Below are 12,523 nucleotides of genomic sequence, written 5' to 3' on the forward strand. Positions count from 1 at the left end.
CTAATTATTTGAAGAAGGCTAAGGCTCTCAATCGTGCTTCTTTATGCTCAACGATGGGTTGCCAGTATTCGCTGTCTATTCCGTTTTTAGCGATAAAGTCATGTGGGAAATGCACATGCTTATCTGGGATATTTTGCAGCTCTGGTATGTACTTACGAATAAAAATTCCTTTTGGATCAAACTTTTCACTCTGAGTGATTGGATTGAAAATTCGGAAGTAAGGTTGAGCATCACAGCCCGTACTTGAAGCCCACTGCCAGCCACCATTGTTGGCACTAAAGTCTCCGTCGATAAGGTGCGACATAAAGAAACGCTCACCCCAACGCCAATCGATCAGCAGGTGCTTGGTTAGGAAGCTTGCGACCACCATTCTTAATCTGTTGTGCATCCAACCGGTTTCAACCAATTGACGCATTGCCGCATCAACCAATGGATAGCCGGTTTTACCTTCACACCAAGCTTGGAAGCTAGGGTTGTCGTGATACCAATCTAAGCCGTTGTATTTCTGCTGAAAGTTCGCACCTTTAACCAGTTTAGGATGATGGAACATCAAATGCTTATAAAAATCTCGCCAAATCAATTCATTAAGCCAAGAAAAGGCTGGTAGTTGTGTGTCAAACAACAAATCGGGTTGTTGCTGTATCAACTGAATCGCTAACCAACGTGGGCTCACAGCGCCAATCGCCAAGTAAGGAGAAAGGCCAGACGTGCCTTTTAACGATGGAATGTCTCTAAGGCGAGAATAGTCATTAACTTTATTGGCTAAGAAATTGGGAATCACATTGCCCAGCACATCTTGGCTTAATGGCCAACGGCTTGAATCAACACGCGGAAAGTCGAAATCGTACTCGCCAGAAAAACCACTTAACGATTGTTTCAGTTGTGATGGATTCTGAAGCGAATCCGTTTCAGATGAACCTGCTTGCGCTGATCCTGTTGAATGCACTGGAGCGTGGCTGCAAATGATGCCTTTCGCTTGCACTTCTTTTAACCATGCGTTTTTGAAAGGTGTGAAAACCTTGAACATCTCGCCTTGTTTATTCAGCACGCTACCTAATGGCAGAATCGTATCGCAGTCGGTTATCTTCAGTTTTATACCGCTAGCGATTAAGCGTTTGTCACGTAACTGCTCGTCTACTTCAGGCTCAGAATTGGCGTAAACACACGTAGCATCAAGCTGTTTGTATAGATGAGTGAGTTGTGCGGCTTGGTCGTCAAAATCGCGGGCTTTGAGGTGCAGAAGATCGATCCCAAATTCAGCGAGTTGGGATTCAAGTTGCTGCAGGTGACGATAGATTAAATCGGCTTTGATTGGCGCAAGGTGGTGTTGCTGCCATTGCAGTGGCGTTGAAATAAAAACGGCGATAGAGACGCCGTTTTCAACTGCAGAGACGAGCGCTGGGTTATCGTGAATCCTCAGGTCTCGTCTTATCCATAGAATGTCGCTCAATATCCGTATCTCAGCTTAAGTTCTTGTGGGTGCGGGTTTAGGTAAACCTGTGATTCAAGGTACTCGTTTGGGTATTCCATCAAGTAGTGATTGATCAGTGTGAGTGGAACTAACAGAGGAACAAGACCTTCTCTGAATGATGAAATCTGATTGGTAAGCTCTTGCTTGTGCGCGCTGCTCAATTGTTTCTTAAAGTAACCTTGCAAATGATGCAGAGTATTGGCGTGGCTACCACGGTTCGCGTGGTGAGATAATGCCGTCATCAAGCCTTCAATATATTGTTTTGCCAACTCATCGATTTCAAGATCGTTGCTTGCTAATAATTTCCCAAGTTTCTTATAGCCTTCAATGTGGTGACACATTACCAAGTACTTGTGAGCGCTGTGGAATTGAATCAGCTTGTGTTTAGTTACGCCTTCGTCAACAAGGTTGAGCCACTTCTGATAAGTGAAGACACGTGTCATGAAGTTTTCGCGCAAAATAGGGTCATTGAGGCGACCATTTTCTTCAACAGGAAGTAATGGGTTGCCTTCCATCACTTGTTTGGTGAACATGCCTACGCCTGTCGATTCAGAGCCGCGACCGTGGTGGTGGTACACTTTTACTCTTTCCATACCGCAGGTTGGGCTTTTTTGACACACAATGAATCCTGCGATGTGCTGGTTGCTCTTTGAATAGTTTTGTCCAAACTCGATCAGATCATTGGTCACATCACCAGAACCGTCAGGTCTAGAAACGTGAATGATATTGTCTAGCTGACGAACTTGGCGAATGGTTGGGCGAGGTGTTGGAAGACCCACTGCCATTTCTGGGCATACTGGTTCTAGTTCAACATAATCTGCAAGGTCATCTGTACAAAAACGAGAGCGTTTGTGACCTGTATCGAAACGTACCTTATGTCCTGCAACACAAGCACTAATGCCTATTTTAATTTTCTTTTCCATTGGCCAACTCCTTTGCTCTTGCTTTGAGCTATTTATTATATTTCAACATTGCTAATCGTACTTACAGAGCCGGGTGTGTTTTAAGTCTCAACACCGTTGATGTTTTAAGCCAGATGTATTTGACGATATACAGGATAACTTCATGCCATCCTGTATATTTATAGCGTGCAACTGGGTTAATAGATATATTTACCGAGTGGATTGAATAACTGGCTCACACCTTTTGTGAAGTAAAGCGCATCACTTGAAACAGTTAAACACACACAACCTTCTTTGGTGGCTGGTTGGTGAGTGTGGTCACCATCTAACCAGATGAAATCGCCTTTGTTGTAGACGCCCATTTCATCTTCGAAACTGCCTTCTAAAAGAAGCGTAATCTCAAAGCCTTTGTGGGTGTGGCATGGCACTTGTCCATCTTTGTCGATGTGCAGTAAACTGGTGTGGTGTGCTTCGTCGTCAAAATCGAGTCGCGCTCGCGAAATTTTGCCTAAGTTCATCCAGTCTTTTCTCGCCACTGAATTCAACGCGCGAGGAATAGTGAACGTGGTGTCTGCAACCGTAACTTGCTGAACTTCGGGTGTCACTTCGATAGCTTGAGATGAATCAGCAGTGATTTGAGCAATCGCATCAAAATCAAACTCTCCATCATCGGATAGGAACGCATCCATTTTGCTGTCAGAAAGTTGAAGCCCTGAGGTATCACTTTCAAAGGCAGATGTATCGCTTTCAAAGGCAGATGTATCGCTTTCAAAGACTGAGTCAGCAGCTTGCGCCGTCAGCATGCTTACTTGTTGTTGGCAGTGTTCACACAGTTCTACATGGCTAGAGACAATCAAAGAAACTGAGTCTGCGAGTGTGCCATCGACAAAATCTTTCAAAATTGCGGCATTTGGGTGATGTTTAATCATGATCTTGTTCCCCCATGTGAACCTTAAGTTTGGCTAAAGCGAGTCTCAGACGTGATTTCACGGTTCCAAGTGGGACGCCAAGTTGTTGAGCGAGTTGCTCTTGTGACAACTCCTGAAAGTAAACGCCTTTGACAATCGTTTTCTGAGCCAAAGGCAGCTTCTCTATTTGAGTCATTACATGGCGGCTCATCAAATGATCACCAAACGGTAATTCATCGCTTTGAGATTCCGCGACCATTGCATCTATTGGCCAAATGTCGTCAGCGATTGTTTGTTCTGCTTTTGCTTTCACCTTTCGTAGCATGTCGAAGGCTGCATTTCGCATCACGGTATAGACCCAAGTAGTCCCAGCGCCTTTCTCTTCGTTGTAGAGATGCGCTTTCTTCCAAACGTTAGTCATCGTGTCTTGAACTAGCTCGTTTGCAGCAGCTTCGCTGCCCAACTTGCTGATTCCAAAACGCTTGATCTTAGGTGCGAAGAACTTGAACAAACAGGTGAAGGCTTGTTTGTCTCGGTCTGAACCAACCAAAATCAACCAGCTTGAGAGCTCTGTAGGTACCTTATTTTCATTAGGTAGTTTGTTGTCGGGGATAATGACATGCTCCTTGCCGTTCCCTGAACTTCTGCTTTCGACTTGCATAGTACTTAACCATCATGCGAATTTGAGTGGCACTACGTGAAAGGAGAAGGTCGGGATCACTTTAATTTAAATTAATTTCCACTATACAAAATTATAGTGAAGAAAAGTGCTTATTGCCCCGTAATGATTTGATTCAAAAAAGGAACTAAAGAAGGAAAGCTAGCGGGTTCGGTAAATTCTGTTTTCTTTTCCAATGGGATAGGCATCATTTCGAGTAATCGCGCACAAATCCATCGTGGGCTTTCGAAGTCTGGAGTGGGGTAGAGCGTTCTGATTGAATCGTGGTCTCGAAACAGCTGTACTAAGAATGCAGTAAATACGTTCGGTACTTTGCATTCTAGATCTGGCCAATGAGGTAACAACCTGAACTGGCTTTTTATCAGGTCATCGTCGTCTCGAAACGGTCCGTGAAGCTGAACCAGCTGTTGGCCTTCGACATCGATTTCCAAAATTTGGTCGTCAGACATGTTGAAATCAACGATGGACACTTTGGTTCCCCAAGAACTGAGTTGTTCAGAGTTGGTGCTGTCTTGGGTGGCAATAATGAACCCATCTCCTTGGGCCGCATGTGCAACCATAGCAAGATATTTTGGTTCAAAGATGCGTAGCCTCTGGCGACCTCCGGGCAGAAGGAATATCGGAAGGGGAAATACGGCGAGCTCGAAAGAAGACTCTACGAGTGCCTCTGGTTCGGCGTCTGTCCGTGTGGTCTGGCTCGATGAATTCGGCACATAGCACTCCTTAGTTCAAATGTAATTTGAGAAGATATACGCGGAGTCGGTGGTGTTCGATCAATTGATTGTGGTTGTTGTTATTGGGTGATGAGCTATAGACATGAGCCAAAGCAGATGATTTTTTGTTGCACATGCTCATAAATTCATTGTTTTTACCTTCTTTCATGCGCGTCATTAGGTAATATATGTACGAATAGTAAGCGGATGGGTAGTCGCCAGACGATGCTTCTATCTAACCTTCTTCTTTACCTGACATCGCATCAAAGGAATGGTCATGATTGTTATATATGGTATCAAAGAATGCTTGAATCCAATTAAGTTGCAGCTCTCTAATGTGTTGCAACAGTGCTTAAACAGTGAAATGGGTTTACCCGATGATAAGCGAGCGCATCGATTTGTTCCATTGGAGCGAGATGATTTCTTTTATCCAGAAGGAAGAACAGAAGCCTATACTGTTATAGAGATCAATATGATGGAAGGCCGAGCGGTCAACACCAAGAAGCGCTTAATTAAGAAGATATTCTCTGAAATAGAGAAGCAGTTAGCTATCTCTCCTATTGATATTGAAATAACCATCAAGGAACAACCTGCACACTGTTGGGGGTTTCGAGGCATGACCGGTGATGAAGCCCAAGACCTGAAGTATAAAGTGAAGGTCTAAGGTCTAAGGTCGCAGGACTAAGATATATTCCACTTTAAATCTTGGATTTATAGATTACTGAGAGCGGCTTTAGAAAAACACTAAGCCGCTTGTTATTGAAGAAGACCAATAGAGAAGGTTAAACCATTAGCTCTCGTCGTTCTCTTTTAGGTAACGGTGCCAGTTGGCATTGATGACATCAAAGTGCTCCACACAGAACTCTTTCCTATCTTTCAAATAGTCGTTTTCTACTTCATCGAGCAAGTTCTTGTAGGCATCAGGATCGCTGCCATACACCAAGCATAATGTGGAGAAGTAGCGCTGTAGATCAAAACTGTGCTCATCAATGTATTCACCCAAGTCGTAATACTCAGGGCGGTCTTCTGACTCGAAAGCGAACATGTCAGCGGCGCTGATTGCGGCATCACCTCCATGTTCTACGTAGTTAAGTAAAAGCACTGTCGCGAGGTTATCAACGGCATCTTCTTCTTTGCCCAGTATGGCAATATTCTGGTCTTCGATATAAGCGTGCCCAGCTTCGTGAAGTAGAGTATGAAGCAAGGTATCGATAGCACCAGTTTGCGCGGTCTTTCCATACTCTTTTTCGTATTGATTCTTTTCAAAGTAATTAAGCGACTCAGAGTAGAAGCTATACGGGATAAGCACTTGATGCGTTTGTGGATCGTAGAGTGGACCTTCTTCCCCGCCGTATTGAATGGTTAATGGCTTTTCAAACATGAAGAGTTGGTTTGACAGGTCAATCACAGTGTCATTGACGCCACTGTTTTGAATTTCACGTTTGAGCTGCTCTTCTTCAGTATTTTGTGGTGAAGAGAACTTAACGATCAGGTTACTTTGGGTTGTTTGTTCACTAGATGCATAAGTGGCGGCAAACACTGAGCTAAGGGCTAGGCTGTAGGCCAGTGTTCGTTTCAATAATGTCATCGGCTATCCTTGTGATTATGCGGCGAGTCAGGCTCGGTGTTAAGGTGATCCCCCTAAGTCATGTAACTCAAGTTACGCGATCTAAGTTATGTACCTTAAGCTGTTTAAGCTGTTTGAGTTAATTGAGTTATTTACTGTGGTTAGATTACAAGTTTAGACTGAATTTTGAAGCATCGAGGACAGCAATTTTTGAAGTCGACACGAACTGATTAATGAGTGACCCGCTTTGAGGTTCGGCTACAAAGAATTGGCGAGCTGAATGACCAGCGGTGATGTGATTCGTTTCTGTTGGTAATTGATAGATAAATTTCGGTTCAAGTGAACCCTTGTGCTATACTCCGCGCCCCAATCCGAATTGGCTTGTTAAATCTTAGGAAATTATTATGAGTGTTAAAAACGAACTTCAACAAATTAACAACCGTCTAGACAAATGTCGCAACAAGTTAGCGGCTGCTAAAACTCGTAATGATCGTCCTGTTGTTCGTCAATTTGAAGACGAGATTAAGAAGCTAACCAAGAAAATTGCTCAGTTGAAACACAAAGAAAGCTTCGATGTAAATCAAGAGCGTAAGTCTTTGGTTGATATGCCATTTAGCCGTGAGATTACAAAAGCTGAGCAAGCGGATATGGGTAAACTTAAGAAGTCTGTAAAAGGGCTCGTAATTGTTCACCCAATGACGAAGATCGGTAAAGAGCTTCGCATTGAGGTTATGACTGGTTATGCACCGAAAAAATTCTAATTACCAGTGATGGTGATGAAAGAGGAGCTAGTAATAGCTCCTTTTTGCTTTTTTAGGTATTAAAAAAGCAGAGTCAGCGGCAAGGATACTCACGCCGTTATCAACTTTTTGGAGGTGATTGTTGTCACAAATCCTTTTATCTCCTATAAAAGTTAACGTGTCACTAACATGGCACCAAGTGAACGCAGTAATGTGTTCGCTTTTCGAATCTACAATTTCTCTCCAGTTTGTATAAATATAGGTAGAGCAGCACAGATAATTACAGATAAAACTAGACTCATTAAGGAAGATGAGAACGTAAAAAAATAGAGGTTATATGAATCAATTAATTTCAATTGGACCACTAGAATCCTTCCTAATCGCGATTAGTGTTTTGTTTCTAGGTCATTTCGTCAATGCAAAGCTTCCGGTTCTCAAAAAGTACAATATTCCAGAGCCCATTGTCGGCGGCTTGATTGTCGCTTTTGCTATTACAGCCCTGCACTTTAACGGCCTTGATCTTGAGTTTTCCTTGCCCCTGCAGAACACTTTTATGTTGATGTTCTTTGCAACGGTCGGTCTTGCGGCTAACTACACGCAGCTGATAAAAGGTGGCGCTAAGGTATTCCTATTCTTAGGGGTGGCTTCGGTTTACATCATTATCCAAAACGGTGTAGGTGTAACACTTGCGACGGCACTAGGCCTTGAACCTTTGATGGGTTTGATTGCTGGATCTATCACGCTTTCGGGTGGTCACGGCACGGGCGCAGCTTGGTCTCAAACTTTTTCAGACACGTTTGGCATTGCCAATACTCTAGAAATCGCGATGGCTTCAGCGACGTTTGGTTTGATTATCGGTGGTATTATCGGTAGCCCAGTAGCACAAAAGCTGATTGATAAAAACCAGCTTGAATCTGAGTACGGCACCGGCACACAAACCCATGAGCGTTTTCCTGAACTTGTTACTTACAACGAGTATGAAGAAGACAAAGTAACAGCGAAGAAGGTGATTGAAGTATTGTTCATTCTTCTAATCTGTATCTCGGGGGCGAAATACTTAGAAGAGTGGGTAGCGACTTTTGAAATTTCTTGGTTGATGATTCCTGACTTCGTTTACGCGTTGTTTATCGGTGTGTTCATCACTAACGTTTTTGAAGTGACTAAGCTGCATAAAACCGACAGTGAAACGGTCGATATTCTTGGTACGGTGTCATTGTCGCTGTTCTTAGCTATGGCGCTAATGAGCCTTAAGCTTTGGAACATCTTTGACCTTGCGATTCCGTTCTTGGTTATCCTTGCGGTTCAGGCTGTGGTGTTGGGTATCTTCTCTTACTTTGTGACGTTCAAAGTAATGGGTTCTAACTACGACGCAGCGGTTATGGCGGGTGGTCACTGTGGTTTCGGCCTAGGTGCAACACCAACAGCGGTAATGAACATGGGTTCTTTGGTGAACCGATTCGGTCCGTCGCCACAAGCCTTCATGGTTGTGCCAATCGTTGGTGCCTTCTTTATCGATATCGTTAACCTGATCATCCTTCAAGGTTACATCTCGTTTATCGGTTAATGTTCGCCTTTGCTTAAATGCGATGAGCTAATCGCACTAAGATGAATACAAGAAAGCCAGTCTGTTGACTGGCTTTTTTATTGTCTAGCGTATACGAACTTATAGATTTTATCTTATGTCGGTGAGCTGGTCTGTAGTTCTTTAAGCAGAGGAAATGCTGCTTTAGTGTGTTCCCCTGTGACAATGAATCCGACGAGTTGGTTTGCCTCATTAAAACCTTTGGCGACAATCCCTTTTGGATCAAACCGAGTCTCCCAACTCTGAGCAGTTTGAATATCACGGCCTGCCAGTTGAATCGGATAACTAGGCGTTTTCACTTTAGTCATAATATGCGGCAAGCTTAGCTTTCCTTCACCCGTAGTGAGTTGTTTCGCTAATACGTTGGCCGCTAATATCGCGGGTTGCAGGTAAGCCATTACTCGTCCTTGAATCTCAGCACAGTCCCCAATGGCATAGACATTTTTGATGTTAGTTCTCATTGCTTCATCAACGATGATACCTCTGTTCACTGCCATTCCTGTCTGTTGCGCGAGTGCTGTATTTGGCATTAACCCAGCTGCAGCGATGACCACATCGGTTTTGATTAATCGAGAAGAGGTCGTTTGTAACCTTACTCCGTCAGCGAGATAGGTGGCATGGCTTACCATTGCATCCGTCTCAACTGTCACACCGGCTTTACGAAGCTCTCGTTCCAGTTCTAAAGAGATAAAAGGTGGCACCAAACTACCTAATAGATAACTTGCTGGTTCAATGATCGTGACACTTTTCCCCGCAGTTTGAAGGTCGAAAGCTAACTCGACGCCAATGAGCCCGCCACCGATAACGGTGATTCGTTGCGCAGCGTCGATCTGAGCTTTGTGTTTTTCGAACTCTTCCAAGCTATTGAGAGTAATCGTTGCCTGAACACTCAACCCCTCAGCAGCAGGTATGAAAGGCGTAGCACCGGTCGCCAGCACTAGTTTTGAGTATGGGATGACATCATCGCCAGCGACAATAAACTGTTGCTCGGTGTTAATCTCGTTTACCCAAACGTTGGTTTTAATGACAACGTTATGCAGCTCAGCTAATTGTTGAGCAGTATTGATCGCAAGTTGCTGAGGTGTTTGAGCTTGACTGAATACATGCGAAAGATTCGGCTTACTGTATTCAATACCCGCATCAGCAGTGACCATTGTAATAGCGATATTTGGGTCAGTTTTACGGATCATCTTTATGGTTTGTAAGGCAGCGAAACCAGCGCCCACAATAACAATGTTGTCCATATTACTTCTCCACAAACACTTCTTTGCCTAAATGGCATTCTGGGCAAAGGAAGTCATCCGGCACTTGTGCCCAAGGTGTTCCTGGTTCAACGCCTTGGTAGGGTTCACCCAATTGTGGGTCGAACACCCATTCACAGACAGTGCAGCGCCAGCAAGTGCAGTCTGCAGTGTGTACTGACTTATCTTGAGCTACTTCTGTTTCTTGCTCTGTCGTGTCTTTGAGCTCGGCAGTGGTGTTTGCCTCAAGCGGTGTAACATTGCGTGATACTTGCTTTGGTGCGCTGACTTCGTCTGGATTTACACGCCAAACTTCAGCAAGTGTCATTCCGTAATCAATACATTGGCGAAGTGCGTCTGTATCTGGTTTCCAGTGAATATGCTGAGGTGCGCTCACTTCGAAGTTGGCTTCACGTAAGCGAGCATCGATGCGTTTTACTGCGCCGCCAGTCCACCCTGAAGAGCCAAATGCTGCGGCTCTTTTTTCTGCAAAGCGGAGGCCGTGTACTTCTTCAAGTAGTGCGGCGATTTGCGGCATCATCACATTGTTCATGGTCGATGATCCAACAAGCACGCCCTTTGAACGGAAGATATTGGCAAGGATGTCATTCTTATCGTGCTTAGAGATATTAAAGACTTTGATTGCTGTTTCTGGGCTGCCTTTACGGATACCTTTTGCGATTGCGTCAGCCATCATGCGAGTGTTGTTCGACATGGTGTCGTAAACAATGGTGATACGATCTTCTTTGTAGGCTTTAGACCACTCGTAGTATTGCTCAACAATTTGCGTCGCGTTGTCGCGCCAAATACAGCCATGAGAGGTTGCGATAACATCGATAGGCACACCTAAGCTCAATACTTCTTCTATCTTCGCTTTCACCAAAGGCGCGAAAGGTGTGAGGATGTTCGAGAAGTAACGCAGACATTGATCATGAAGCTCGACTTGGTCTAGCTGATCGTTGAATAGGTTTTCATCACAGTAGTGCTGACCGAACGCATCGTTACTGAACAGGATCTCGTCACCAGTGAGGTATGTTGCCATTGAGTCTGGCCAGTGCAGCATTTTCATCTCAACAAAGATGAGTTGCTTACCGTTACCGACATCGAGCGTGTCGCCTGTTTTAACGGTTCGGAAGTTCCAGTCAGGCTGATGGTGATGGCCAACAATCGAGTTAACGCCAGCTTCTGTGCAGTAGACGGGTGTGTTTGGAATTTTGGCTAATAGTGCTGAAAGGGCACCTGAGTGGTCTTCTTCAGCATGCTGACAAATGATGTAGTCGATCTCGTTGATGTCGATTTCCATCTCAAGGTTTGCAAGGAATTGTTCAGTAAAGCGATGATCAACGGTATCAACAAGCACCGTTTTCTCTTCACGAATCAGGTACGAGTTATAGCTGGTACCTTTGTTCATGTGGTATTCCTTACCATGGAAGTGTTCTGTTTCCCAATCGTGGACGCCAACCCAGTGAACATTTGATTTAACGTGAATAGTCATAATGATAATACCTTATTTAAATATCTAAGGTCATCATTGCACTAGTTGTGCCATGTTTTTAAGTGCCTGTTTTCAATGTGTTTGTTTGGAGTTTATGTTGTCTGGTGAGTCATTTTGACGTGCTGAGTTTTATGGTTAAAATGAATCTTAGATGTCTTTATGACTTTGTGAATTTATAGCGGTTTGGCAAGAAAATTAATGATGTTTGCTCAGAAAGAGCAGGGTGAGGAACCTGTTTTAACAAAGGGGATTATAGCGTAACTCCTGCGCTTCGCGAATTAGAACACGTGGATTGATTAGGTATTGATGGTCTAAAAAGCGGCTGGGATGGCTAAAACTGAGATAGAAAAGATGGATGCGAAATACAGACATGAAAAAGGCCAGACGAGTGTCTGGCCAAAACAAGGCAGTGTAATTTAACAGTCTGAAGTGCTGTTGAAACTATATTTTGTAAAACGAAAAAGCGTTTTAAAAATTAAAGCGTTGTAGCAGTTAAGCGTTGTAACTGTTTAACGTGTTATAGCTGTTGATTCATTCGTCATCTTAATTAACGTGTTAAAGCGTCGTCACGATTTCATCAAGAGCTAGACGTGCTTTTGGTTTACCGTGGTTATAGTCTTCGCCGTCTTTGTGGTAGCCGATTGCTAGCGCTACATCAACAACGTGACCTTCCAGTTCGTCAGCAAACTCTTCGCCGATCATAGCGGCATCTACGCCTTCCATAGGTGTTGATGCAATGCCAAGACGAGCCAGTGTGTGCATTGTGTTACCTAGTGCGATGTACACTTGAGACTTAGTCCAGTTACCGTTGAACCCCGTTTCGTCTGTGTTCATTTCTGCGAATGCGTAAGCACCTAAGAATTGCTCGTACATTTCAGCGGGTAGGTGACCAGAGCTTACTTCTGTGTCAGCACGCTTAGCGAATTTCTCTTTAGTGTACTTAGGATCGTGAGCAAACAAGATCGTATGTGATGCTTCTTTCGCATGTGGTTGGTTAAACTGGAACATGTTCTCGAAAGTATTGTGAAAACGTTGTTTTGCTGCGTCACTCTCAATGATGATGAATTTCCAAGGCTGAGAGTTGATAGAAGAAGCTGATAAACGAAGTGCTTCTTTGATTACTTCCATGTCTTCCGCAGAGATGCGTTTGTCGGCATCGTATTTTTTAGCTGTGTAACGAGTGTTTAGATCAGTAATGATTGGATGAGTCATGTTGAATCCTAAT

At 43.9% G+C, this 12,523-nt stretch carries 12 protein-coding genes; 3 read left to right on the plus strand and 9 right to left on the minus strand.

Annotated features, from left to right (window positions below; all coding sequences use genetic code 11):
* Positions 1 to 4: 4 nt before the first annotated feature.
* The 5 genes from phrB to AC3CID_RS23790 all read right to left on the minus strand — a co-directional run bounded on the left by phrB (position 5) and on the right by AC3CID_RS23790 (position 4,673).
* On the minus strand, positions 5 to 1,450 hold the full coding sequence (gene phrB, locus AC3CID_RS23770) for a deoxyribodipyrimidine photo-lyase (protein ID WP_488527634.1): 1,446 nt from the start codon (positions 1,448 to 1,450) through the stop codon (positions 5 to 7).
* Entirely contained in the window at positions 1,447 to 2,394 is a 948-nt protein-coding gene (locus AC3CID_RS23775; protein WP_054546099.1) for a YbgA family protein, read from the minus strand. Before AC3CID_RS23775 ends, phrB begins: the two co-directional genes overlap by 4 nt.
* Before the next feature lie 176 nt (positions 2,395 to 2,570).
* Entirely contained in the window at positions 2,571 to 3,302 is a 732-nt protein-coding gene (locus AC3CID_RS23780) for a ChrR family anti-sigma-E factor (protein ID WP_488527635.1), read from the minus strand.
* A complete protein-coding gene (locus tag AC3CID_RS23785) occupies positions 3,295 to 3,942 on the minus strand; it encodes a sigma-70 family RNA polymerase sigma factor (protein WP_017077063.1) in 648 nt (215 codons plus the stop codon). Before AC3CID_RS23785 ends, AC3CID_RS23780 begins: the two co-directional genes overlap by 8 nt.
* Before the next feature lie 110 nt (positions 3,943 to 4,052).
* Positions 4,053 to 4,673, minus strand: coding sequence for an LON peptidase substrate-binding domain-containing protein (locus AC3CID_RS23790; RefSeq protein WP_488527636.1), 621 nt, complete (start codon positions 4,671 to 4,673; stop codon positions 4,053 to 4,055).
* A gap of 277 nt (positions 4,674 to 4,950) precedes the next feature.
* Here AC3CID_RS23790 and AC3CID_RS23795 point away from each other — a divergent pair, with 277 nt between their 5' ends.
* A complete protein-coding gene (locus AC3CID_RS23795) occupies positions 4,951 to 5,337 on the plus strand; it encodes a tautomerase family protein (RefSeq protein ID WP_004732720.1) in 387 nt (128 codons plus the stop codon).
* Positions 5,338 to 5,463: 126 nt separating this feature from the next.
* Here the strand turns inward: AC3CID_RS23795 and AC3CID_RS23800 are convergent, their stop codons facing one another.
* Positions 5,464 to 6,261, minus strand: coding sequence for a DUF4344 domain-containing metallopeptidase (locus AC3CID_RS23800; RefSeq protein ID WP_488527637.1), 798 nt, complete (start codon positions 6,259 to 6,261; stop codon positions 5,464 to 5,466).
* 383 nt (positions 6,262 to 6,644) lie between these two features.
* Between AC3CID_RS23800 and AC3CID_RS23805 the strand changes: the two genes are divergently transcribed.
* Together AC3CID_RS23805 and gltS are read left to right on the plus strand one after the other, a co-directional pair.
* Positions 6,645 to 7,001: a YibL family ribosome-associated protein gene (locus AC3CID_RS23805; RefSeq protein ID WP_004732722.1), complete on the plus strand. Its 357-nt coding sequence runs from the start codon at positions 6,645 to 6,647 to the stop codon at positions 6,999 to 7,001.
* Between the two features lie 316 nt (positions 7,002 to 7,317).
* A complete protein-coding gene (gltS, locus tag AC3CID_RS23810; RefSeq protein ID WP_004732723.1) occupies positions 7,318 to 8,544 on the plus strand; it encodes a sodium/glutamate symporter in 1,227 nt (408 codons plus the stop codon).
* Between the two features lie 113 nt (positions 8,545 to 8,657).
* Here the strand turns inward: gltS and norW are convergent, their stop codons facing one another.
* From norW to AC3CID_RS23825, 3 genes are all read right to left on the minus strand, one after another.
* Complete coding sequence (gene norW / locus AC3CID_RS23815; RefSeq protein ID WP_488519481.1) at positions 8,658 to 9,806, minus strand: NADH:flavorubredoxin reductase NorW; 1,149 nt, start codon at positions 9,804 to 9,806, stop codon at positions 8,658 to 8,660.
* A 1-nt stretch (position 9,807) separates the two neighbouring features.
* Entirely contained in the window at positions 9,808 to 11,298 is a 1,491-nt protein-coding gene (gene norV / locus AC3CID_RS23820) for an anaerobic nitric oxide reductase flavorubredoxin (RefSeq protein ID WP_488519480.1), read from the minus strand.
* Between the two features lie 555 nt (positions 11,299 to 11,853).
* A complete protein-coding gene (locus tag AC3CID_RS23825; protein WP_488527638.1) occupies positions 11,854 to 12,510 on the minus strand; it encodes an NAD(P)H-dependent oxidoreductase in 657 nt (218 codons plus the stop codon).
* Between the last annotated feature and the right edge of the window lie 13 nt (positions 12,511 to 12,523).

The sequence above is a fragment of the Vibrio sp. QJM3NY_21 genome, from assembly GCF_057785975.1.